Origin of the sequence: Nocardioides alkalitolerans, from assembly GCA_038184435.1 — a bacterium.
In the GTDB taxonomy this organism is placed as follows: domain Bacteria; phylum Actinomycetota; class Actinomycetes; order Propionibacteriales; family Nocardioidaceae; genus Nocardioides; species Nocardioides alkalitolerans_A.
Genome location: CP116227.1, coordinates 3,311,120 through 3,333,113, shown reverse-complemented (window position 1 = coordinate 3,333,113; position 21,994 = coordinate 3,311,120). Strand labels below are relative to the sequence as shown.

The 21,994-nt window shown below is 74.1% G+C and carries 22 protein-coding genes; 17 read left to right on the top strand and 5 right to left on the bottom strand.

What is annotated here, in order from left to right:
- The first annotated feature begins 102 nt into the window (after window positions 1–102).
- The 3 genes from PIR53_15870 to PIR53_15860 all read left to right on the top strand — a co-directional run bounded on the left by PIR53_15870 (window position 103) and on the right by PIR53_15860 (window position 3,020).
- Window positions 103–1,197 carry a phosphotransferase family protein gene (locus PIR53_15870; GenBank protein ID WZH51487.1) on the top strand — a complete coding sequence of 365 codons (1,095 nt, stop codon included), beginning with the start codon at window positions 103–105 and terminating at the stop codon, window positions 1,195–1,197.
- Window positions 1,197–1,889, top strand: coding sequence for a histidine phosphatase family protein (locus tag PIR53_15865; GenBank protein ID WZH51486.1), 693 nt, complete (start codon window positions 1,197–1,199; stop codon window positions 1,887–1,889). The genes PIR53_15870 and PIR53_15865 overlap by 1 nt, the downstream gene beginning before the upstream one ends.
- 78 nt (window positions 1,890–1,967) lie before the next feature.
- Window positions 1,968–3,020 (top strand): NAD(P)-dependent alcohol dehydrogenase, encoded by a 1,053-nt coding sequence (locus tag PIR53_15860; protein ID WZH51485.1) that lies wholly within the window; start codon window positions 1,968–1,970, stop codon window positions 3,018–3,020.
- A gap of 85 nt (window positions 3,021–3,105) precedes the next feature.
- Here the strand turns inward: PIR53_15860 and PIR53_15855 are convergent, their stop codons facing one another.
- Complete coding sequence (locus PIR53_15855) at window positions 3,106–3,855, bottom strand: SDR family oxidoreductase (protein ID WZH51484.1); 750 nt, start codon at window positions 3,853–3,855, stop codon at window positions 3,106–3,108.
- A 25-nt stretch (window positions 3,856–3,880) separates the two neighbouring features.
- Window positions 3,881–4,114, bottom strand: a complete 234-nt coding sequence (locus PIR53_15850) for a hypothetical protein (protein ID WZH51483.1) — start codon at window positions 4,112–4,114, stop codon at window positions 3,881–3,883.
- Between the two features lie 136 nt (window positions 4,115–4,250).
- Between PIR53_15850 and PIR53_15845 the strand changes: the two genes are divergently transcribed.
- From PIR53_15845 to PIR53_15805, 9 genes are all read left to right on the top strand, one after another.
- Entirely contained in the window at window positions 4,251–5,459 is a 1,209-nt protein-coding gene (locus tag PIR53_15845; protein WZH51482.1) for an FAD-dependent monooxygenase, read from the top strand.
- A gap of 358 nt (window positions 5,460–5,817) precedes the next feature.
- Entirely contained in the window at window positions 5,818–6,486 is a 669-nt protein-coding gene (locus PIR53_15840; GenBank protein WZH51481.1) for a TetR/AcrR family transcriptional regulator, read from the top strand.
- Window positions 6,483–7,337, top strand: a complete 855-nt coding sequence (locus PIR53_15835) for a TIGR03084 family metal-binding protein (GenBank protein WZH51480.1) — start codon at window positions 6,483–6,485, stop codon at window positions 7,335–7,337. The genes PIR53_15840 and PIR53_15835 overlap by 4 nt, the downstream gene beginning before the upstream one ends.
- The gene (locus PIR53_15830; GenBank protein WZH51479.1) at window positions 7,334–9,178 is read left to right on the top strand and encodes an acyclic terpene utilization AtuA family protein; all 1,845 of its coding nucleotides are present in this window, start codon (window positions 7,334–7,336) and stop codon (window positions 9,176–9,178) included. Before PIR53_15835 ends, PIR53_15830 begins: the two co-directional genes overlap by 4 nt.
- Window positions 9,175–10,377 carry an acyl-CoA dehydrogenase family protein gene (locus tag PIR53_15825; GenBank protein ID WZH51478.1) on the top strand — a complete coding sequence of 401 codons (1,203 nt, stop codon included), beginning with the start codon at window positions 9,175–9,177 and terminating at the stop codon, window positions 10,375–10,377. Before PIR53_15830 ends, PIR53_15825 begins: the two co-directional genes overlap by 4 nt.
- Window positions 10,374–10,859, top strand: a complete 486-nt coding sequence (locus PIR53_15820; protein ID WZH51477.1) for an SRPBCC family protein — start codon at window positions 10,374–10,376, stop codon at window positions 10,857–10,859. Before PIR53_15825 ends, PIR53_15820 begins: the two co-directional genes overlap by 4 nt.
- 50 nt (window positions 10,860–10,909) lie before the next feature.
- The gene (locus PIR53_15815; GenBank protein WZH54467.1) at window positions 10,910–12,478 is read left to right on the top strand and encodes a carboxyl transferase domain-containing protein; all 1,569 of its coding nucleotides are present in this window, start codon (window positions 10,910–10,912) and stop codon (window positions 12,476–12,478) included.
- Window positions 12,479–12,485: 7 nt separating this feature from the next.
- Window positions 12,486–14,474, top strand: coding sequence for a biotin carboxylase N-terminal domain-containing protein (locus PIR53_15810; GenBank protein ID WZH51476.1), 1,989 nt, complete (start codon window positions 12,486–12,488; stop codon window positions 14,472–14,474).
- Entirely contained in the window at window positions 14,471–15,646 is a 1,176-nt protein-coding gene (locus tag PIR53_15805) for an acyl-CoA/acyl-ACP dehydrogenase (protein WZH51475.1), read from the top strand. The genes PIR53_15810 and PIR53_15805 overlap by 4 nt, the downstream gene beginning before the upstream one ends.
- A 143-nt stretch (window positions 15,647–15,789) precedes the next feature.
- Here PIR53_15805 and PIR53_15800 read toward each other — a convergent pair whose 3' ends face one another.
- Window positions 15,790–16,122 (bottom strand): DUF3140 domain-containing protein, encoded by a 333-nt coding sequence (locus tag PIR53_15800; protein WZH51474.1) that lies wholly within the window; start codon window positions 16,120–16,122, stop codon window positions 15,790–15,792.
- 107 nt (window positions 16,123–16,229) lie between these two features.
- Here PIR53_15800 and PIR53_15795 point away from each other — a divergent pair, with 107 nt between their 5' ends.
- Window positions 16,230–16,985 carry an NAD(P)H-binding protein gene (locus PIR53_15795; GenBank protein WZH51473.1) on the top strand — a complete coding sequence of 252 codons (756 nt, stop codon included), beginning with the start codon at window positions 16,230–16,232 and terminating at the stop codon, window positions 16,983–16,985.
- Between the two features lies 1 nt (window position 16,986).
- On the opposite strand, the gene PIR53_15790 is transcribed toward PIR53_15795, so the two are convergent.
- Window positions 16,987–17,547, bottom strand: coding sequence for a GNAT family N-acetyltransferase (locus PIR53_15790; GenBank protein ID WZH51472.1), 561 nt, complete (start codon window positions 17,545–17,547; stop codon window positions 16,987–16,989).
- Window positions 17,548–17,570: 23 nt separating this feature from the next.
- Window positions 17,571–18,356, bottom strand: coding sequence for an SDR family oxidoreductase (locus PIR53_15785; GenBank protein WZH51471.1), 786 nt, complete (start codon window positions 18,354–18,356; stop codon window positions 17,571–17,573).
- 96 nt (window positions 18,357–18,452) lie between these two features.
- Between PIR53_15785 and PIR53_15780 the strand changes: the two genes are divergently transcribed.
- The 4 genes from PIR53_15780 to PIR53_15765 are packed head-to-tail and all read left to right on the top strand — an operon-like array spanning window position 18,453 to window position 21,967.
- Window positions 18,453–19,949, top strand: coding sequence for a cryptochrome/photolyase family protein (locus PIR53_15780; GenBank protein WZH51470.1), 1,497 nt, complete (start codon window positions 18,453–18,455; stop codon window positions 19,947–19,949).
- Window positions 19,946–20,596, top strand: coding sequence for a hypothetical protein (locus PIR53_15775; protein ID WZH51469.1), 651 nt, complete (start codon window positions 19,946–19,948; stop codon window positions 20,594–20,596). The genes PIR53_15780 and PIR53_15775 overlap by 4 nt, the downstream gene beginning before the upstream one ends.
- Complete coding sequence (locus PIR53_15770) at window positions 20,568–20,987, top strand: SRPBCC domain-containing protein (GenBank protein ID WZH51468.1); 420 nt, start codon at window positions 20,568–20,570, stop codon at window positions 20,985–20,987. Before PIR53_15775 ends, PIR53_15770 begins: the two co-directional genes overlap by 29 nt.
- Window positions 20,984–21,967, top strand: a complete 984-nt coding sequence (locus PIR53_15765; GenBank protein WZH51467.1) for an Lrp/AsnC family transcriptional regulator — start codon at window positions 20,984–20,986, stop codon at window positions 21,965–21,967. The genes PIR53_15770 and PIR53_15765 overlap by 4 nt, the downstream gene beginning before the upstream one ends.
- The last annotated feature ends 27 nt before the right edge of the window (window positions 21,968–21,994 follow it).

Here is a 21,994-nt window from a genome sequence, read left to right as displayed (position 1 = left end):
TTGTCTCCGACACAATGCTGAGGTCCACCCCCACTCCGGGACACGGCGAAGGAGAACGGCATCCGCAACGACGACCTCGAGCAGGGCAACGCGTCGCGTCCGGTGCGTGACGAGGACGCGATCGACGTCGTCGCGCTCGACGCCTGGCTGCGCGCGCACGCGCCGGCGGAGGACCTCCCGCCCGGCCTGCCCGAGGTGCGCCAGTTCCCCGGAGGCGCGTCCAACCTCACCTACGCCCTCCGGTACGGCTCCGGGGGTGAGGCGCGCGACCTCGTGCTGCGTCGCCCGCCGCACGGCGCCCGCGGCGGCAGCGCCCACGACATGGGTCGTGAGTTCGACATCCAGCGCTCCCTCCGCCCGGCGTTCGACCTCGTGCCGAGGATGGTGGCTCACGCCGGTGACAGTTCTGTGCTGGGCGCCGACTTCTACGTGATGGAGCGTGTCGCGGGCACCATCCTGCGCGGCGAGCTCGACCCCGACCTGGCAGCGGTGGCCCGTCCCGCGGACCTCGACGGCCTCTGCGCGCGCCTCGTCGACGTGCTCGGCCGTCTCCACGACGTGGACGTCGTGGCGCACGACCTCGAGCGCTTCGGCCGCGGCGGGGACTCGGTCGCCCGCCAGGTCGCCGGCTGGACCCGCCGGCTCGAGGCGGCCCGGACCCCCGACGTACCCGACTTCTCCGCCGTCACCGCCTGGCTCGCGGCCGAGCAGCCCGCCGACGTGGGCTCCTGCCTCGTCCACAACGACGTCCGGTTCGACAACCTCGTGCTCGCCGGCGGCCCCGGCTCGGGCACGCCGTGGGAGGTCGTCGGGGTGCTCGACTGGGAGCTCGCGACCGTCGGCGACCCGCTCGCCGAGCTCGGCAGCGCGCTGGCCTACTGGGTGCAGGCCGACGACGAGCCCGTCTTCCGCTCCGCCCGCCGGCAGCCCACCCACCTCGAGGGGATGTGGACGCGGCAGCAGGTCGTCCAGACGTACGCCGCGGCGCGCGGCCTCGACGTCGACGCGGACGCCTGGCGGTTCTACGAGGTCTTCGGCCTGTTCCGGCTGGCGGTGATCGCGCAGCAGATCTGGGCGCGGTACGTCGCGGGTGCCACCACCAACCCCGCCTTCGCGGGCCTCGGCGCCATGGTCGGGCTGCTCGCCCGGCGCTGCCGCACGGTGATCGACGACGGCCCGATCGGGTGGGTGTCCTGATGGGCACGCTGCTGCTCGTGCGCCACGGCCAGTCCTCCTGGGGCGGGGCCGAGGACGGGACCGACGAGGAGACGCTGACGCCGCTCGGCTGGGAGCAGAGCCGGTTGCTCGGCGCCGCCCTCGCCGCGCGGGGCGTCGCGCCGGACCTCGTCGTCCACGCCGGCCGTCGGATGCACCGCGAGACCGTCGAGGCCCTCACCGTGACGGGTGCCTGGGGCGCCCGGACCACCGTCGACGAACGCTGGGCCGACTACGACCACGGCGAGGTGCTCCGCGCCCACCTGCCCACGATGGTCGGCGGCGGCGACCCCGACCCGCAGCAGTTCCAGCAGTGGCTGCAGATGGCGATGATGCGCTGGACCAGCGGCGACCACGACGACTACGCCGAGTCGTTCGCGGCGTTCACGCGCCGTACGCAGGCCGCCCTCTCCGACGCCGCCGACCGCGTCGGACGCACCGGCACGATCGTCGTCGTCACCTCCGGCGGACCCGTCGCGTGGCTGACCGCGGCGATGGTCGGCCTGTGGGACCCCGCATCCGACCCGGCCGAGCTCGCGGGCCCCTGGACGCGGCTGACCCCGGTCGTCGTCAACACGTCGCTCACCAAGGTCACGGTCGGGCTCCGCGGCGTGCGGCTCGTGTCGTTCAACGAGCACAGCCACCTCGAGACCGGCCCCGCGCCCGTCTGCTGAGGGCCTCGCCCCGCGGCGTACCGTCGACGGCGGGAGAGCGGCGCACGCCGCGCCGCTCGCGAGGAGAGGGATCGAACGATGCGAGCCGTGGTTTTCGACCAGTACAAGACGACGCCCAGCCTGCGCGAGGTCGACAAGCCGACGCCGGGGCCGGGAGAGGTGCTGCTGAAGGTGGCGGGTGCGGGGGCCTGCCACTCCGACATCGCGGTCTACCGGGAGTTCGACGAGGCTTTCGGCCCGGCGCAGCTCAAGCCGTCGTTCGTGCTCGGCCACGAGAGCTCGGGATGGGTGGAGGCGCTCGGCGACGGGGTCAGGGGGATCGAGCCCGGGGAGGCCTTCCTCGTCTACGGCCCGATGGGGTGCGGGCGCTGTCGTGCCTGCTCCCGCGGCCAGGACACCTACTGCGAGAACGCCGCCTCCATGCCGCACCTGGCGGCCGGCCTCGGACGCGACGGCGGGATGGCGGAGTACGTCGCGGTCCCGGCCCGCAACCTCGTGCCGCTCGGCGACGCCGACCCCGTCGCGGCCGCGCCGCTGTCGGACGCCGGCCTGACGCCGTACCACGCGATCAAGAAGTCGCTGCCCGCCCTCGCCGGTGGCGGCCGTACGGCGCTGGTCATCGGCCTCGGCGGACTCGGCCAGATCGCCGTGCAGATCCTCCGGGCGCTCACCGGTGCCACCGTCATCGCCACCGACACCAAGCCCGAGGCGATGCGGAAGGCCGAGGCCAACGGTGCGGTGACGGTCCCCGGCGGCGAGGGCCAGGCCGCGGCGATCCGGGAGATCACGGATGGCCGCGGCGTGGACGCCGTCTTCGACCTCGTCGGCGCGACGCCCACGATCGAGCTCGCGATGAGCGTGGTGGCGCTGCGCGGCCGGGTGACGGTCGTCGGCATCGCCAACGGCACCTTCGAGTGGAACTTCTACAAGGTGCCCTACGAGGTCGAGCTGACGAGCACCTACTGGGGCACGATCGAGGAGCTGCACGAGGTCGTGGACCTCTACCGCGCCGGGCAGATCACGCCCGAGGTGGAGGTCTACGCGCTCGACGACGCGCTCGAGGCCTACCGCGCGCTCGAGGCCGGCGAGCTCTCCAGCCGCGCCGTCGTCGCCCCGCACGGGCGGGGCTGAGGGACCCTGGTCGGTTCCCCGGCTGACCGGGGAACCGACCGCTTTACCCACCAACCTGCCGCCCGAGCGTTCGCTCGGCGACGCCTCAGACCAGCTTGCGGAAGAGCGGCAGCGGCGCGTGCCTCATCACGACGCTCAGGGGCGCCCAGGGCAGCGGGGGCACGCAGGCCGAGTCCTTCTCCTTCTCGATCGCGGTGACCATCGCCCGCACGCCCTTCTCGGTCGAGACCAGCATCGGCGGGTTGCCGCCGGTGCCGTCGTTCATCTCGGAGGCGATGAAACCGGGGTAGAGCACCGTCACCTTGATCGGCGTCCCGTGCACGTCGGCGCGGACGCCCTCGGCGAGGTGGGCGACGCCGGCCTTCGTCGCGGCGTACGTCGTCGTCGACCCCGGCATCCCGCGCATCGCCGCCATCGAGGAGATCATCACGAGGTGGCCCGCGCCCTGGGCGCGGAAGACCTCGAGCGCCGCGTCGGTCTGGGCCAGTGCGCCGAGGAAGTTGGTGACCGCGGTCTGGCGGTTGGCGTGGTGCTTGCCCGTGCCGAGCGGCGCACCCTTGCCGAGGCCGGCGTTGACGATCACGCGGTCGAGGTGGCCGAAGGTGGCGGCGAGGTCGGCGACGACCCGGTGGACGGCCTCGTCGTCGGTGACGTCGAGCTCGCGGACCTCGACGCGGCGGGCGGGGTGGGCGGCCGTGATCTCCGCCCGCAGCTCCTCGAGGCGGTCGAGGCGACGGGCGCAGAGCGCGAGGTCGTGACCGAGCGCGGCGAACTGGCGCGCCATCTCGGCGCCGAGTCCCGAGCTGGCGCCCGTGATGAGGATCGTCTTCGTCATGCGCACCAGTGTGGACCCGGCAGGATCAGCGCGAGACGTCGACGACCTGGGTGTCGACCGCGGGGGCGTCGGGGGAGTGCTCGGCCGGCTCCTCGACCGAGGCGGGGTGGAGGACCCCCCGACCCTCCGGGTGCGGCTGCGGGAGCAGGGTCGTGGCGAGCACCAGCAGCAGACCCAGCAGCACGGCGACGGCGACCGATGGCCACAGCGGGGACGTGGCGTGGGGCGTGGTGCTCCCACGGCCGGGTGCGGGCTGCATGCGGGTGTTCCTCCTCGGGGGACGGTGCGGTGCGCTTCCTCCCCCAAGGACGCGTGAGACACCCCGACGGTTGCAGACGGGTCCAACCGACTGCGTCACACCGCGGGTCTTGGCCCGTCCTCCTACCGTGACGGCCATGGACCGTCGTGCCGTGGTCTCCGGAGGTAGCGTCGCGGGTCTCACCGCGGCGTACTGGCTCGCTCGCACCGGCTGGACCGTCACCGTCGTCGAGCGCGCGTCGTCCTTCCGGGACGGCGGGCAGAACGTCGACGTCCGGGGCGAGGCGCGCGCCGTCGCCGATCGGATGGGCCTCACCGCGGCGATCAAGGAGGCGACCACCACCGAGGAGGGCACCCGCTTCGTCGACGAGGAGGGGGCGACCGTCGCGGAGTTCCCGGCGCGGGAGGGCGAGGACGGGCCGACCGCCGAGCTGGAGGTGCTGCGCGGCGACCTCGCCCGCATCGTGCTGGAGGCGCTGCCGTCGGGCGTCGAGGTGCGGTACGGCGACACGATCGCCGCCGTCGACGACGATCCCGGTGCGGGCCCGGTGCAGGTGCGGTTCGCGTCGGGCGCCGTCGCGGAGTGCGACCTGGTCGTCGTCGCCGAGGGGGTGCGGTCCTCGACGCGGGCGCTCTTGCTCCCCGCCGACGAGGAGCGCGACGCGCTGCGGCCGCTCGACGTGACCATCGTCTACGGCACGATCCCGCGGCGTGACTCCGACGACCGGTGGTGGAGCTGGTGCACGGCCACGGGCGGCCGCCAGGTCATGCTGCGCCCCGACAACCGGGGCACGACGCGGGCGATGCTCGCCTACGCCAGCGACCGCCACGACCGCGACGACCTCCGCGGTGCCGACGCGGAGCGGCGCGACGGCGTGCTCCGGGAGCTCTTCGCCGACGCCGGGTGGCAGGCGGGGCGGATCCTGGAGGGGCTCGCGACCTCGGAGGACGTGTACGTCGATGCCCTCGCCCAGGTCGTCCTCCCGCGCTGGTCGGTCGGGCGCGTCGTGCTCGTCGGCGACGCCGCCTGGTGCGTGACGCCGCTCGGGGGCGGTGGCTCGTCGCTGGCGCTGCTCGGCGGCTACACCCTCGCCGCCGCCCTCTCCCGCCACGCGGACGTGGGGGAGGCGCTGACGGAGTACGACGCGTGGATGCGACCCGTGGTCGACCGCACCCAGGGCCTGCCGCCCGGCTTCCCGCGCCTGGCCTACCCGGAGACGCGCCTCGGCGTGGGCGCCCAGCGCCTCGCGGCCCGCATCGCCGGCAGCGGACCCGTCCGTGGGGTGGCGGGACGCCTCGCCGGATCGGTCGCGACGTCGGAGCGGGACCTGCTCGAGATTGCCTAGGCGCTCACGCGGGGTGGGGCCGGACCTCACCCCGGGGGTCCGGAAATGTGCGGTGGGGACGAGCCGCGTCGAGCCGGACCTGTCTAAGCCGCACAATTCCGCGGTCGCGGGGCGGCGGCGCCTCGTCAGTCGGCCACGCGTTCCCGGCGGGAGTCCTGCGGAACGGATGCCATCCGGCCGGCGTCCGGGTTGCATCCGTTCCGCAGGACCTCACGGGCCGTTGGGGGTCACCCCGCGCCGTACCCGGGACGTCATGCGGTCCGGCGCCCCGCGCCACCGCATCGCATGACGTCCCGGGGAGACCACCCACAAAAAGACAGTCTTGACTGTTTGTTGCCACCTGGGTCACGATCCCCCCATGTCCGCCCCCCAGGTCGCCGACGCGGCCACCGACCCGGCCGCCGAACCCGCGCCCGGCCGCGTGCCGCAGGGCGAGCGCACGCGGGCGATGCGCGCGCGGCTCCTCGAGGCCTGCGTGGACGTGCTCGTCGAGCGCGGCTGGGCCGGTACGTCGACGACCGTCGTCTCCCAGCGCGCGGGCGTCAGCCGGGGAGCGCAGCTCCACCACTTCCCGTCGAAGACCGACCTGGTGGTGGCGGCGGTCGAGCACCTGGCGGCGGTACGACGCGACGAGCTCACCACCGTCGTCGCGGCCCTCCCGGAGGAGTCGCGGAGCACGCGCGCGGTGCTCGGCCTCCTCGCCGAGCTGTTCACGGGTCCCGTGTTCGCGGCCGCCCTCGAGCTCTGGGTCGCCGCGCGGAGCGACGCGCCGCTGCTCGAGGTGGTGACCCCGTTCGAGCGTCACCTCGGCCGGGAGACGCACCGCCTCACCGTCGAGCTGCTCGGCGCCGACGAGGAACAGCCGGGCGTCCGTGAGCTGGTGCAGGCCACCCTCGACCTCCTGCGCGGCCTCGGCCTCGCACAGACGCTCGGCGACGACACGGCCCGGCGCGCCCGCATCCTCGACCAGTGGGCGCTCACCCTCGACGCCGCGCTCGCCCGCACCGATCCCCAGGAGCACCGATGACCGATCCGAACCCCGTGCTCGAGGGCGTGCTGGTCGACCTGGCGGCGCTCACCCAGCGCCTCGACGACCGTGTCGCGGACCTCCCCGACGACGCCACCGGCTGGCGCCGCCCGACGCCCGCCGAGGGCTGGGACGTCGCGGCCCAGGTCGCCCACCTGGCGTGGACCGACATCGCCGCGGCCGCGGCGGCCCGCGCCGTACGGGGCGAGGAGGAGAAGGCCGCCTGGGACGCGATCGTCACGGTCGCGCTCGAGGACCCGAGCGGCTTCGTCGACCGCAGCGCGACGGAGGGCGCGGCCGTGCCGGCCGCGGAGCTCCTGGAGCACTGGCGCGGACGCCGCGCCGACCTGGCGGCCGCGCTCCGGCAGCTGGCGGCCGAGCGGCCGGGCGAGAAGATGCCGTGGTTCGGCCCGGCGATGAGCCCGGTGTCGATGGGGACGGCACGCTACATGGAGACCTGGGCCCACGGACTCGACGTGACGGACGCCCTCGGGCTCGACGCGCAGGACGACGACGGCGTGCGCCACGTCTGCCACATCGGGGCGCGCACCCGCGGCTTCTCCTTCGTCATCCGCGGGCTCGAGGCGCCGGCGGCCCCGGTCCACGTGCGCCTCACGCTGCCGTCGGGCGCCACCTGGACCGACGGCCCGGAGGACGCCGAGCAGCGCGTCGAGGGCCCGGCGGTCGACTTCGCGCGCCTCGTCACGCAGCGCGCGCACCGCGACGACCTCGCCCTCACGGCCACCGGCGCCGACGCCGACCGCTGGCTCGACGTCGCCCAGGCCTTCGCCGGCCCTCCGGGTGAGGGCCGTGCCCCGCTCAGCACCACCACCGAAGGAGCGCACGCATGACGGGATCGGGCAGCGACGTGCTGCGCATCGGCAACTGCTCGGGCTTCTACGGCGACCGGCTCTCCGCGATGCGCGAGATGCTCGAGGGCACGACCACCGGGGCCGACGGTCGTCCCCACGGCGTCGACGTGATCACGGGCGACTACCTCGCCGAGCTCACCATGCTGATCCTCGGCAAGGACCGCATGCGCGACCCGGAGGCGGGCTACGCGAAGACCTTCCTCCGCCAGGCCGAGGACTGCCTCGGGCTGGCGCTGGAGAAGAACGTGCGGATCGTCAGCAACGCGGGCGGCCTCAACCCGGCCGGCCTGGCGCGGAGGCTCGCCGAGGTGGCGCGCGGCCTCGGGCTCAGCCCCCGGATCGCGTACGTCGCGGGCGACGACCTCGTCCCGGGCCTGAAGGCCGGCACGGTCCGCCTCCAGCCCGCCGCGGGCGACGAGCGCGACTTGTCCGACGCCCTCACGGCCAACGCCTACCTCGGTGCGTTCGGCATCGCCGAGGCCCTCACGGCCGGGGCGGACGTCGTCGTCACCGGCCGGGTCACCGACGCCTCGGTGGTCGTCGGGCCCGCCGCGGCCCACTTCGGCTGGACCCCCGACGACCACGACCAGCTCGCCGGCGCGGTCGTCGCGGGCCACGTCATCGAGTGCGGCTGCCAGGCCACGGGCGGCAACTTCTCCGGCTTCGGCGACCTGCCGGCCGACGCCCTGACGACCTCGCTCGGGTTCCCGATCGCCGAGGTGCGCCGCGACGGCTCGTTCGTCGTCACCAAGCACGACGGCACCGGCGGCGCGGTCACGACCGACACGGTGACGGCGCAGCTCATGTACGAGATCCAGACCCACCGCTACCTCGGTCCCGACGTGACCGCCCACCTGGAGTCGGTGCGGCTCACGCAGGAGGGGCCGGACCGCGTGCGCGTCGACGGCGTCACCGGCAGCGCGCCGCCGCCCCGCCTCAAGGTCGCCGTCAACGTGCTGGGCGGGTGGCGCAACAGCCTCGAGCTCGTGCTCACCGGTCTCGACATCGACGACAAGGCCGCCTGGGTGCGGGCCCAGGTAGAGTCGGCGCTCGACGCCTCGTCCGCCGGCCGGCCCGCGACCGTCGCCTGGTCCGACACGGGCCCGGCCACCCCGGACGCCCCCACGGAGCAGTCCGCCTCCGTGCTGCTCCGCGTGACCGCGCTCGACCCGGCCCCCGAGCCCGTCGGACGCGCCTTCACCTCGGTGGCCGTCGAGCTCGCCCTCGCGTCGTACCCGGGCTTCGCCATCACCGCGCCCCCCGCCAAGCCGGTGCCCTACGGCGTCTACCACCCGGCGTACGTCGACCGCTCGGCCGTCGAGCACACCGTCGTGGTGCTCGACGCGGACGGCTCGGAGAAGGAGCGCGTGCTGGTGCCGCACCCGGTGCACACCGCCGAGCCGGACGACGGGGAGCTCGCGCGCCGGCCCTCGCCGTACCCCGCGCCCGTCGACACCCTGACCCGCCGCGTGCCGCTCGGTTCGTTCGTGCACGCCCGCTCGGGCGACAAGGGCGGCGACGCCAACATCGGGCTGTGGGTCGCGACGAGCGGCCACCGCCACGACCCCGAGCGGCACGCCGCGCGCGTCACCTGGCTCACCAAGCTCATCTCCCCGAGCCGCATCCGTGAGCTCGTGCCGGAGGCCGCCGAACTCGATGTGGAGGTGTATCCGTTGCCGAACCTCGGTGGCGTCAACGTGGTCGTGAAGGGCCTGCTCGGCGAGGGGGTGGCCGCGTCGACGCGGTTCGACCCCCAGGCCAAGGGCCTGGGCGAGTGGGTCCGCAGCCGCATGGTCAGCGTCGAGGACGCGCTCCTGTGAGCGCGGGCACGGACGTGACGACCTCCCTCACCGGGGACGTCGGCTTCACGGCGACCCCCGAGCGGCGGGCCCTGCGGGAGGCGGCCGCCGCGTTCACGCGGCGCGAGATCGCGCCCCACCTGCAGGAGTGGGAGGACGCCGGAGCGCTGCCCCGCGAGCTCCACGCGCGGACCGCGAAGGCGGGCCTGCTGGGCGTCGGGTTCGACGAGGCCGTCGGCGGCGACGGGGGCGACCTGCTCGACTCCGTGACCGTCAGCGAGGGCATCTTCGAGGGCGGCGGCTCGGGCGGGATCATCGCCAGCCTCTTCACCCACGGCATCGCGCTGCCCCACATCGCGACCGCCGGCGACCCCGACCTCGTCGACCGCTTCGTGCGGCCCACGCTGGCCGGCGAGATGATCGGCTCGCTCGGCATCACCGAGCCCGAGGGCGGGTCCGACGTCGCGTCGATCCGCACCCGGGCGGTGCGCGACGGCGACCACTACGTGGTCAACGGGGCGAAGACCTTCATCACCTCGGGCACCCGCGCCGACTTCGTGACCACCGCGGTGCGCACCGGCGGCGACTTCACGCCCGGCCAGGGCCACGGCGGCGTCTCGCTGCTCGTCGTCGACGCCGGCACGCCCGGCTTCACCGTCGACCGCAAGCTCGAGAAGATGGGCTGGCACTGCTCCGACACCGCCCAGCTGTCGTTCGTCGACTGCCGGGTCCCGGTCGCCAACCTGGTCGGCGCGGAGGGCTCGGGCTTCATCCAGATCGCGCAGCAGTTCGTGGTGGAGCGCATCGGCCTGGCCGTGCAGGGGTACGCCGCGGCCGCCCGCTCGCTGGCCCTCGCCGCGGCGTACGCGCAGGAGCGGGAGACCTTCGGCAAGCCGCTGGCCTCGCGGCAGGTGGTGCGCCACAAGCTCGTCGAGATGCGCCGGCAGGTCGAGGTCGCGCGCACCTACACGCACGCCGTCGCCGCCCGCCACGTCGCGGGGGAGCAGGTCATCGCGGAGGCGTGCCTGGCCAAGGAGACGGCCGTGAAGACCGCCGAGGCGGTCTGCCACGAGGCGGTGCAGCTGTTCGGCGGCACCGGTTACATGCGCGGCTCGGAGGTCGAGCGGCACTACCGCGACGTGCGGCTGCTCGGCATCGGCGGCGGCGCCAACGAGGTGCTGGCGGACCTCTCGGCCCGCCTCCTGGGGTACGCCGCGTGAGCCGCCCGCGGCTGGTGCGTCCGCTCGGCGGCGAGGTGTCGGTGCACGTCGAGGCCCCCGTCGACCGGGTGTGGGCGCTCGTCAGCGACGTGACCCGGATCGGCGAGTTCTCGCCCGAGACCTTCGAGGCGCGCTGGACCCGGGGGTCCACGGGCCCCGCGGTCGGCGCCACGTTCAAGGGGCACGTGAAGCGCAACGGGGTCGGCCCGACGTACTGGTCCGGCTGCCGCGTGACCCGCTGCGAGCCGGAGCGGGTCTTCGAGTTCGCCGTCGGCACGGAGTCGACGACCGTCACCAACTGGGGCTACCGGCTGGAGCCGGAGGGCACGGGCACGCGGGTCACCGAGTACTACCGCCTCGAGGCCACCCTGCCCCTGCGCCTCTACTGGCTGGTGCTGGGACCGCTGCGGGCGCGCACCAACGAGCGCGGGATGCGCACGACCCTCGACCGCATGAAGGCCGTCCTGGAGGAGGAGCAGTGAGCGGGACCAGCACGGGCACGACCACGGTCGAGCAGGAGCGCCGCGCGGCGATGCTCGCGAAGCTCGACGCGCTCGACGCGGAGCACGCCAAGGCCGTCGCGGGCGGCGGGGAGAAGTACGTCGAGCGCCACCGGCGCCGCGGCAAGCTCCTGGCCCGCGAGCGCATCGAGCTGCTCGTCGACGAGGGCTCGGCCTTCCTCGAGCTCTCGCCGCTGGCCGGCTGGGGCTCCGACTTCACCGTCGGCGCTTCGCTCGTCACCGGCATCGGCGTCGTCGAGGGCGTCGAGTGCCTCATCACGGCCAACGACCCCACCGTCAAGGGCGGCGCGTCGAACCCGTGGACGCTGAAGAAGGCGTTCCGGGCGGCCCAGGTCGCGGCGGAGAACAACCTGCCGACGATCGCGCTCGTGGAGTCGGGCGGCGCGGACCTCCCGACCCAGAAGGAGATCTTCATCCCCGGCGGCAAGATGTTCCGCGACATCACGCGGGCCTCGGCCGACCGGCGTCCCACCATCGCCCTGGTCTTCGGCAACTCCACGGCCGGCGGGGCCTACATCCCCGGCATGAGCGACTACACGGTGATGGTCAAGGAGGGGGCCAAGGTCTTCCTCGGTGGTCCGCCGCTCGTGAAGATGGCGACGGGCGAGGAGTCCGACGACGAGTCGCTCGGCGGCGCGGAGATGCACGCCCGCGTCTCGGGTCTTGCCGACTACCTGGCGGCGGACGAGCGCGACGCGATCCGGATCGGCCGGCGGATCGTCGCGCGCCTCGGGCACCGCAAGGCCCGCGCGGACCGCGACCTCCCGGCGTACGCCGAGCCGGACCTCGACCCCGAGGGCCTGCTCGACCTCGTGCCCACCGACCTCAAGGAGCCGTTCGACCCGCGCGAGGTGATCCTGCGGCTGGTCGACGGCACCCGGCCCGGCGTCGGGCCGGACGCCAACGTGCCCTTCGACGAGTTCAAGCCGCTCTACGGCCCGTCGCTCGTGACCGGATGGGCCCGCATCCACGGTCGTCGGGTCGGCATCCTCGCCAACGCGCAGGGCGTGCTGTTCAGCGAGGAGGCGCAGAAGGCGACGCAGTTCATCCAGCTCGCCAACCAGGTCGACACCCCGCTGCTCTTCCTCCACAACACGACGGGCTACATGGTCGGCGCGGAGTACGAGCAGGGCGGGATCATCAAGCACGGCGCGCAGATGATCAACGCTGTCTCGAACTCCACCGTGCCGCACCTCTCGGTGGTCATGGGCGCCTCCTACGGCGCCGGCAACTACGGCATGAACGGCCGCGCGTTCGACCCGCGGTTCCTCTTCACCTGGCCCTCGGCGAAGTCTGCCGTCATGGGCCCGGCCCAGCTCGCCGGTGTCATGGAGATCGTCGCCAAGGCCTCCGCCGAGTCGAAGGGCCAGGAGTTCGACGCCGACGGGTTCGCCGGCATCAAGGCCTACGTCGAGCAGCAGATCGAGGAGCAGTCGCTGCCGTACTTCCTGTCCGGGATGCTCTACGACGACGGCGTCATCGACCCGCGCGACACCCGGACCGTGCTCGGCATCTGCCTGTCCGTGATCGACAACAACCCGACCCGGGGCGCCGAGCGCTTCGGCGTCTTCAGGATGTGACGACCCGATGATCCGATCTGTTCTGGTGGCGAACCGCGGCGAGATCGCCCGCCGCGTCATGGCCACGTGCCGCCGTCTCGGCATCGAGACCGTCGCCGTGCACTCCGACGCCGACGCGGACCTGCCGTTCGTGGCGGAGGCGGACCGCGCGGTACGCCTGCCGGGGAGCACGCCCGCCGAGACCTACCTCCGGGCCGACCTCGTGCTGGACGCCGCGCGGGCGTCGGGCGCGGACGCCGTGCACCCGGGCTACGGCTTCCTGTCGGAGAACGCCGACTTCGCCCGGGCCGTCAGCGAGGCCGGCCTCACCTGGATCGGGCCGTCACCCGCGTCCATCGAGGCCATGGGCGACAAGATCCGGGCTAAGGAGCTCATGCAGGACGCGGGCGTTCCCCAGCTCGACCGGCTCGAGCCGGCCGCGGTCACCGACGCTGACCTGCCGGTCATCGTCAAGGCCTCCGCGGGCGGTGGCGGTCGCGGGATGCGCGTCGTGCGGGAGCTCGACGACCTGGAGGCGGCCGTGAAGCTGGCCTCCGACGAGGCCGCCTCGGCCTTCGGCGACCCCACCGTCTTCGTCGAGCGCTTCTTCGAGCGCGGCCGCCACGTCGAGGTGCAGGTCGTCGGCACGCCGGAGGGCGTCGTCGTGCTGGGGGAGCGCGACTGCTCCCTGCAGCGCCGCCACCAGAAGGTCGTCGAAGAGGCGCCGGCCCCGGGCCTGCGCGAGGAGACGTGGCGGGCGCTCCACGAGGCGGCCCGCCGCGCGGCGGACGCGATCGACTACCGCGGCGCGGGCACTGTCGAGTTCCTCATGGACGCGGAGTCCCAGGAGTTCTTCTTCCTCGAGATGAACACGCGGCTGCAGGTCGAGCACCCCGTCACCGAGCAGGTCTTCGGCATCGACCTCGTCGAGGCGCAGATCGCCGTCGCCGAGGGGCTGCCGCTGCCGGACCCGCGTCGGGAGCCGCAGGGCCACGCGATCGAGGTGCGTCTCTACGCGGAGGACCCGGCCGCCGACTACCAGCCGCAGTCGGGCCTGCTGACGGCCTTCGACGTGCCCGGTGCCGACGTCGCCTTCACCGTCGACCCCGGCCCGTCGGGCCTGCGGCTCGACGCGGGCTTCGCGGCCGGTACGGCCGTGGGGACGCACTACGACGCGATGCTCGCCAAGGTCATCGCGTGGGCGCCGACCCGGCGCCAGGCGGCGCGGTCCCTCGCGGATGCGCTCCGTCGGGCCCGGATCCACGGCGTGCGCACCAACCGCGACCAGCTCGTCGCGCTGCTCGAGGACGACAGGTTCCTGGCGGGCGACGTGTCCACGGCGTTCCTGGGGGAGCGCTCGTGGGTGACGCCGACCGACGCCGACCGGGTCACCCGGGCCGCGCAGGCGGCCGCCCTCGCCCTCGCCGAGGCCGCCCGCACGGAGCGCGTCGTGCAGACCCGGATCCCGGTGGCGTGGCGCAACGTGCCGTCGCAGCCGCAGCTCACGTGGTTCGAGCACCCCCAGGGCGACGCCGGGGGCGACGCTGCGGGCGACCTCGCCGTCGCGTGGTGGGGCGGCCGTGACGGCTACCGCATCGAGGGCCTCGACGGGGCCGTCGTGGCCGCCGCTCCCGACGAGGTGACGTTGGAGAGCGGAGGCGTGCGCGCGACGTACCGGGTCGTCGTGCCGCCGGGCGGCACCGGCACCGTCGAGGTGGACGGGCCCGACGGGCACGTGGCGCTCGACGTGGTCCCCCGGTTCGTCGACCCCGCCGACGCGGTGGCGAGCGGTTCGCTGCTCGCGCCGATGCCGGGCACGGTCGTGCGGGTCGCGGTCGAGGCGGGCGCGCGCGTGGCCGCCGGCGACACCGTGCTCGTGCTCGAGGCGATGAAGATGCAGCACGCGGTCGCCGCGCCCCACGACGGCGTGGTCGCCGAGGTGGGCGTGGCAGCAGGTCAGCAGGTGGCGGCGGGCGACGTGCTCGCGGTCGTGGAACTCGACGAGGAGCAGGCATGAGCGCGATGTTCACGGAGCCCGACGAGCGCGTGGCGCTGCGGGAGGCGGTCGCGAAGCTGGCCGGGAAGTACGGCCACGAGTACGTCGCGAAGCAGGCCCGCGACGGCGGCAAGATGACCGAGATGTGGCTCGAGATGGGCCGGTCCGGCTTCCTGGGCGTCAACATCCCCGAGGAGCACGGCGGCGGGGGCGGCGGCATGGCCGACCTGGCGGCGGTGCTCGAGGAGTCGGCCGCGGCCGGCGCGCCGCTGCTCATGATGGTCGTCAGCCCCGCGATCTGCGGCTCGATCATCAACCGCTGCGGCACCCCGGAGCAGAAGGAGCGGTGGCTGCCCGGCATCGCCGACGGCACCCACCTCATGGCCTTCGGCATCACCGAGGCCGATGCGGGCTCCAACTCGCACAACATCACGACGACCGCCACGCAGGACGGCGACCACTACGTCCTCACGGGCCAGAAGACCTACATCTCCGGCGTCGACGAGGCGCAGAGCGTGCTCATCGTGTCGCGGATGAAGGACGCGAGCACCGGCAAGCTGCGGCCCGCGCTGTTCGTCCTGCCGACCGACGCCCCCGGCTTCTCCAAGCAGGTCATCCCGATGGCGTGGCAGGCGCCGGAGAAGCAGTTCACGCTGTTCCTCGACGACGTGCGGGTGCCCGCCACGTCGCTCGTCGGCGACCCGCACTCCGAGGACGGCGGCATGTGGCAGCTCTTCGCCGGTCTCAACCCCGAGCGCATCATGGGCGCCGCGTTCTCCTGCGGCATGGCCCGCTACGCGCTCGACAAGGCGGTGGCCTACGCCAAGGAGCGCTCGGTGTGGCGCGAGGCGCCGATCGGTGCGCACCAGGGCATCGCGCACCCGCTGGCGAAGGTGAAGATCGAGCTCGAGCAGGCGCGGCTGCTGTGGCAGAAGGCGGCGGCCCTGTACGACGCGGGTGACGACTTCGGCGCGGGCGAGTACGCCAACATGGCGAAGTACGCCGGCGGCGAGATCGCCTGCAACGCCACCGACGTCGCGGTGCACACCCACGGCGGCAACGGCCTGACGGTGGAGTACGGGCTGGCGAACATGCTCGTCGCCGCCCGGCTCGGCCGGATCGCGCCCGTGAGCCGCGAGATGATCCTCAACTTCGTCGCGATGCACACGCTGGGGCTGCCGAAGTCGTACTGATCGAGGCGCCGTGCCGGACGTCATGCGAAACGGCGGCCGGGGGCGACGGTCCGCATGACGTCCGCGAGGCGCCCTGCCGGACGTCATGCGCGGTGGTCGTCGGGGGCGACGGTCCGCATGACGTCCGCGAGGGGGAGGATCCGCTACTTCAGCGGGTCGTGCCCCCAGTTCATCAACGAGTAGCGCCAGTTCGTCTCCGACACGTCGCCCTCCGGGCGCTGCTCCAGGTGCCGGTGCACGTAACCCACGACCTTCTTCATGTGAGCGGCGTCGTCGTCGGTCAGGTCGGTCTTGTTGGTCCGCTTGATCTCGACGATCCGGCGCCCCGACTTGTGCCCGGTCGACTCGCCCGCCCCCTGCCCGACGGACTTCGACTCGTCCGTCTCGAGCCACTTCTCCAGCTCGGCGGGGGCCATGTTCACCGCGTCCTGCCAGTCGTCCCACACATCGGCGACGGCGTCGTTGGTCTCGCTCATGGGTCGACGCTACGAGCGGGGGACAACCCGACCTCACAGATCGCTGGGCTACGTCGTCAGGTCCCCGACGGCCCGCACGGGGCCGTCGCGAGCAGGAGGAGACGGACATGCGGGTGGCGGTCGCGGGCGGTACGGGGCTGGTCGGTGCGCTGACGGTGGCGGAGCTGGAGCGGGCGGGGCACGAGACCGTCGTGCTGGCGCGCTCCACGGGCGTCGACCTGGCGCAGGACGGCGACGCTCTGACGGAGGACCTGGCGAAGCGCCTCGTCGGGGTCGACGCCGTCGTCGACGCGCTCAACGTGATGACCAGGGATGCGGCGGAGTCGGCGGCGTTCTTCGGGCGCACGACGGCGGCCCTGCTCGCGGCGGGGGACCGGGCCGGCGTGGGCCACCACCTCGCGCTCTCGATCGTGGGGATCGACCGGGTGCCGTTCGACTACTACGTCGGCAAGCTGCGCCAGGAGGAGCTCGTGACGTCGGGGCCGGTGCCGTGGACGATCCTCCGCGCGGCGCAGTTCCACGAGTTCGCGGGCCAGCTGCTGGGCGGCCTCACGTTCGGCCCGATCGGTCTGGCGCCCCGCATGCCGGTGCGACCGGTGGCGGCGGCCGAGGTCGCCGCGCACCTGGCCCGGCTCGCGGTCGAGCCGCCCCGCCGGTCCACCCTCGACCTCGCGGGCCCGCATCGCGAGGACCTCGCGTCGATGGCCCGCCGGACGGCTCGTCGCGACGGGGGGCCGCGCCTCGTCGTACCGGTGCGGGTGCCCGGCGCCTTCGGCCGCGGGGTGCGGGCCGGGGCGCTCGTGCCCGCGGCGCCGGACCTCGTGGGGCGCCAGACCTTCGGGGAGTGGCTCGCGGAGCGGTGACTCAGGCGCGCGTCATCGACCAGACGACCGGGCCGTCGGCCAGCTCGGTGCGGGCGGTCACCGCGAAGCCGAGCCGCTCGTAGAGGCGCACGTTGCGCTCGTCCGACGTCTCCAGGGCGACGCTGGTCGCCCCGCGCTCTGCGGCGGCGGCGAGCCCGGCCTCCGTCAACGCCGTGCCCAGCCTCGCGCCCCGGTGGTCGGGGTGCACGCCGAGGGTCGCGAGCGTCCAGGCGTCGTCCGGGGCCGGCGGGAGCGCGACGTCGGCCAGCACCGCGAGCCGGTCGCCGTGGAGCGCGACGACCCGCTCCTGCACCGCCGGCGCCGGTTCGGGCGCGTCGGGCGGCAGCAACGCGACGACGGCGCGCACCTCCGGCGCATCGTCGACGAGGACGACGCCCACCTCGAGCGCGTGCGCGAGGTAGAGCTCCTGCAGCTCCTCCAACCGCCGCTCGTGGTCGTCGGCCGGGACGGTCCACCGGGTCCACGGGTAGTCGGCGAAGGCGGCGGCGAGCACGCGGGCGGCGGCGGGTACGTCGGGGGGCGAGGCAGGTCGTGCGGTCACCCCCGCGACCCTAGGGGTCGGGCTCAGTGTGCGGCGAACCGTTTGTTGACGATCCGGGTGAGCCACGCCGGCGAGAAGCGCGACGCGACGGAGAGCACCTGGGTCTGCCGGCCCACGGGGAAGTGGACCTGGTGGAGGGCCCGCGCGGTGCGGCCCGGCTCGACGACGGCGACGATCTCGTCGGCGACGTCCTGGGGGCCGAGGCGCACGCCGAGGGTGTCGGTCGTGCCGGTCCGCACCCCGTCGAGCATGGCCGTCTGCACGAAGAGGGGCCAGAGCGCCACGACGCGGATGCCCTGCGGACCCCACTCGATGTCGAGCGCCTCGGTCAGGCCGCGCACGAAGAACTTGGTGGCGCTGTAGTTCGCCAGCTCCGCCTGGCCGTAGATCGCCGACGCGGAGCACAGGTTGACCAGCGTCGAGCCGGGCTTGAGGTGCGGGTGCGCCGCGTGGGCGCCGTTGACGACGCCGCGGACGTTGACGTCGATCTCCTTCTGGTGGCGCGCGACGTCGATGTCCTCGAACTTGCCGGCGAGCAGGATGCCGGCGTTGTTGACGAGCACGTCGAGGCGACCGGTCTGCCGGACGAAGTCGTCGACGGCGTCGCGGAAGGCGTCGGCGTCGCTCACGTCGAGACGGCCGACGACGGCGGTCGCGCCGACGGCCTCGACCTCGGTGACGAGCGTGGCCAGGCCGGCCTCGTCGAGGTCGTAGCCGCCCACCGTCCAGCCCTGGCGGGCGAAGGTGAGCGCGGTGGCACGGCCGATACCGGCAGCGGCGCCGGTGATGAACACGGTGCGGGAGGTCATGGGCGTATTGCTACCACTCGGTAACGAGCCGGGTCAGCAGGTCGTGAGGTGGGCCACGCCGGCGCGGCGCTTGGTCCGCCGGAGCACGCTGGCGCCATGCACGCGCGGCTCGTCCTCCCCCACCAGCTGTTCGACGAGCAGCGCACGGCGGACGCCGACCTGCTCGTGCTCGTCGAGCCGGACCTCTTCCTCCGGCAGTACGCCTTCCACACCCACAAGCTCGTCCTCCACCGCGCCTCGATGAAGCGCTTCGAGGCCGAGGTGCGGCAGGCGGGCCGCGCGACGGCGTACGTCGAGAGCCGCGGCGACCGCGACACCGAGGCCCAGCTGGTCGAGCTGCTGCGGGAGCGCGAGGTGACGGAGGTCAGCTGGTTCGACGTCGTCGACGACTGGCTCGACCGGGACCTGCGCGCGGTCGCCGACGAGCTCGGCGTGGAGCCGACGGTCGAGGAGACGCCCGCGTTCCTCACCTCCGCCGCCGACGTGCAGGAGCAGCTCGGCCGGCGGCGGGGGAGCCGGCCCCGGATGTCGACGTTCTACGCGTGGCAGCGCCGACGCCTCGACGTGCTCATGGACGGCGACGGACCGGTGGGCGGGAAGTGGTCGTTCGACGAGGACAACCGCGAGCCCTACCCGAAGGGCGGCCTCGACGTGCCGCCGCTGCCGCGCCTGCAGCGCGACGAGCACGTGCGCGACGCGATCGCGTGGGTGGCCGCCGAGTTCCCCGACAACCCGGGCGACCCCGACGAGTTCCGGTGGCCGACGACGCGGGCGCAGGCGAAGCGCTGGCTGGAGCGCTTCGTCGAGGACCGGTTGCGCCGCTTCGGGCCCCACGAGGACGCCATCGCCGCCGACGAGCCGTTCCTCCTCCACAGCACGCTCAGCCCGGTCATCAACATCGGCCTCCTCTCGCCGCGGGAGGTGCTCGACGCCGTGCTCGCGGCCGAGGACGTGCCGCTGCCGAGCCTCGAGGGGTTCGTGCGGCAGGTGATCGGCTGGCGGGAGTACATGCGCGGCATCTACGTCACCCAGGGTCGCCGCCTGCGCACCACCAACCGGCTGCACCTCACCCGCGCCCTCGGCCCGGGCTGGTGGGACGGCACGACGGGCCTCCACCCCGTCGACGTCGTCGTGCGGCGCGTGCTCCGGCACGGCTACGCCCACCACATCGAGCGCCTCATGGTGATCGGCAACGCGATGCTGCTGCTGCGCACCGACCCCGACGACGTCTACGAGTGGTTCATGGCGCTCTTCGTCGACGCCTACGACTGGGTGATGGTGCCGAACGTCTACGCGATGAGCCAGTTCGCCGCCGCCGAGGCCATCACGACGAAGCCGTACGTGTCGGGGTCGAACTACGTGCTGAAGATGAGCGACTTCTCCAAGAGGGACGGGGAGGCGGGCTGGGCGGACGCCTGGGACGCCCTCTACTGGCAGTTCGTCGACGACCACCGCGACGGCTTCGCCGCCAACCCGCGCACCTCGATGGCCGTCCGCACGCTCGAGAAGATGAAGGACGCGCGCCGCCGCGAGCTGGCCGAGGTCGCCGAGCGGTGGCTGGGCGGCGACGTACCGGGGGTGGCGCCGGAATGAGGGTCCGCTTCGACGGCGAGATCGCCGGCGTCGGGTCCGCGAGCGGTACCCGGGTCGTGGTCGGCCGCTGGGTGCGCTCCCCCTTCGGCGAGGTCGCCGACGCGATGGTCGAGACCGCGGCGGGGCACCGCGTGCTCGTCGCGCCGACCCGGGAGCTCGCGGACTTCATCGCCGCGACGTACACCTTCGACGAGATCCGCGTCGAGCCCACCACCCTGACGGCCGCGCCCGGGGAGCGCGTGTTCGCCAGCGACTCCCTCCGCCTCGCGATCGGCGTGGGCCGCCCCACCGCGCTGGGCCGGCTCGTGGGCCTGGTGCCGCGCCGCGTCGCGACCGCGCCGGCGTGGTGCGCGGTCACCGACCCGGTCGCCCGCGTCGTGCTGCGCGGGGTGCGCACCCGCGGGACGGCGGGCGGCGGCCGCCGGGAGTGGTACGGCGCGACCGGCGTCCACGCCGTCACCAGCCTCGACGGGTCGTTCGACGGGGTGCCGCTCGGGGAGCTGCGGCCCGTGGACCCGCCGTGCCGCTTCGGGTTCAGCTCGACGCCGCCCCGTCCGAGCCTCACGTCGGTGGTCACGACCATCGACCTGCCCGGCGCCCGCGCCGTAGGGTCGCAGGATGCAGGCGACCGTGGAGATCGAGCGTGACCTGTCGGCACCGCCCGACCGGGTCTGGCGCGCGCTGACCGAGGCCGACGAGCTGAGTGCGTGGTTCTGGCCGGAGCGGTTCGCGGCAGTGGCCGTCAGCGACCCGGTGGAGGACGGGGTGTGGCGGGTGGTCTCCGACGTGGTCGGCATGGGCGTCAGCGGCCGCTACGAGGGGGCGTGCGCCCCCGGCTGGGCGCGGTGGACGTGGCGCTGGGACGGCGAGGAGCAGGAGAGCACCGTCTCGGTGGGCCTCGAACCGACGTACGCCGGCACGCGGCTCCGCGTCGTCCACTCCGGTCTGCGCCACGAGGAGCTCGACTCCCACCGCGAGGGCTGGGAGAGCTGCCTCGACCGGCTGCCGGAGCACCTGGCCAAGCCCCTCGCCCCGTGACCGTGGGCACCGCTCCCGACATCGACGACCTCGACCGCCGCATCGTCGCCGCCCTGCAGGTCGACGGCCGGGCGCCCTGGCGCCGGATCGCCGAGGTGCTCGACGAGTCCGAGCGGAGCGTCACCCGCCGCGGCACCGCGCTGCTGGACGCCGGCGTCGTGCGGATCTCGACGCTGAGCGGCCACAACGCGGCCGTGCTGGTGCGGGTCGAGTGCGCGGTCGCGTCGGTGCGTGCGACCGCCACGGCCCTCGCGCAGCGCTCCGACTGCGTCTTCTCCTACGCGGTGAGCGGCACGGCGCAGTGCGTCGCCGAGATCCGCGTCAGCAACGCCAACCTCCCGGCGCTCGTGCTCGACGAGCTGCCGGCCGTCGTCGGGCTGGTGCGGGTGCAGGCCGACCCGCTGCTGCGGGTGCTCCGCTCCGTGCGGCAGTGGCGGCCCGGCATCCTCACCCCGGCGCAGGTCGCGGCGCTCGAGGTGCCGCCCTTCGGGGTCCAGCAGCCCGACGGGAGCGAGCCGCCCACCCTGTCGCCCACGGACCGCGCCATCACCCGCGCCCTCGCCGCCGACGGCCGCGCCAGCGTCATCGACGTGGCGCGGGCCGCCGGCGTCAGCGAGTCCACCGCGCGCCGCCGCCTGGACTGGCTGCAGCAGAACGGCCACCTCTGGTCGCGGACCGTGGTCGAGCCGAGCGTGCTCGGCTTCCCCCTCGAGGCGATGGTGTGGGTCCGGGCGCGGCCCGGCCGCCTGCCCGACTTCGTCGAGCACCTGCTGACCGACCCCGCCGTGCGGGAGGCCGTGGCCACCGCGGGCGACTACGACCTCGTGGTCAACCTCGCCGTGCGCGACCAGGCGGCCCTGTACGCCGTCGTGGGCGGCGGCGCCTGGCGCGAGATGGTGCAGGGCGTCCACGTCGCGGTCGTGCTCGAGGCGATGAAGCGCTCCGGCGTGCGCGTGCCGGCCGGCGGACCGCACGGGTAGTCGCGGGTTGGCCCTGCGCGCTCAGCC

Coding starts and splice junctions, on each gene's coding strand:
- PIR53_15815 (WZH54467.1), top strand. CDS start 10,910: ATGCTCGCGAAGCTCGACGCGCTCGACGCGGAGCACGCCAAGGCCGTC.
- PIR53_15780 (WZH51470.1), top strand. CDS start 18,453: ATGCACGCGCGGCTCGTCCTCCCCCACCAGCTGTTCGACGAGCAGCGC.
- PIR53_15845 (WZH51482.1), top strand. CDS start 4,251: ATGGACCGTCGTGCCGTGGTCTCCGGAGGTAGCGTCGCGGGTCTCACC.
- PIR53_15800 (WZH51474.1), bottom strand. CDS start 16,122: ATGAGCGAGACCAACGACGCCGTCGCCGATGTGTGGGACGACTGGCAG.
- PIR53_15775 (WZH51469.1), top strand. CDS start 19,946: ATGAGGGTCCGCTTCGACGGCGAGATCGCCGGCGTCGGGTCCGCGAGC.
- PIR53_15840 (WZH51481.1), top strand. CDS start 5,818: ATGTCCGCCCCCCAGGTCGCCGACGCGGCCACCGACCCGGCCGCCGAA.
- PIR53_15795 (WZH51473.1), top strand. CDS start 16,230: ATGCGGGTGGCGGTCGCGGGCGGTACGGGGCTGGTCGGTGCGCTGACG.
- PIR53_15860 (WZH51485.1), top strand. CDS start 1,968: ATGCGAGCCGTGGTTTTCGACCAGTACAAGACGACGCCCAGCCTGCGC.
- PIR53_15805 (WZH51475.1), top strand. CDS start 14,471: ATGAGCGCGATGTTCACGGAGCCCGACGAGCGCGTGGCGCTGCGGGAG.
- PIR53_15810 (WZH51476.1), top strand. CDS start 12,486: ATGATCCGATCTGTTCTGGTGGCGAACCGCGGCGAGATCGCCCGCCGC.
- PIR53_15865 (WZH51486.1), top strand. CDS start 1,197: ATGGGCACGCTGCTGCTCGTGCGCCACGGCCAGTCCTCCTGGGGCGGG.
- PIR53_15855 (WZH51484.1), bottom strand. CDS start 3,855: ATGACGAAGACGATCCTCATCACGGGCGCCAGCTCGGGACTCGGCGCC.
- PIR53_15830 (WZH51479.1), top strand. CDS start 7,334: ATGACGGGATCGGGCAGCGACGTGCTGCGCATCGGCAACTGCTCGGGC.
- PIR53_15785 (WZH51471.1), bottom strand. CDS start 18,356: ATGACCTCCCGCACCGTGTTCATCACCGGCGCCGCTGCCGGTATCGGC.
- PIR53_15850 (WZH51483.1), bottom strand. CDS start 4,114: ATGCAGCCCGCACCCGGCCGTGGGAGCACCACGCCCCACGCCACGTCC.
- PIR53_15770 (WZH51468.1), top strand. CDS start 20,568: ATGCAGGCGACCGTGGAGATCGAGCGTGACCTGTCGGCACCGCCCGAC.
- PIR53_15835 (WZH51480.1), top strand. CDS start 6,483: ATGACCGATCCGAACCCCGTGCTCGAGGGCGTGCTGGTCGACCTGGCG.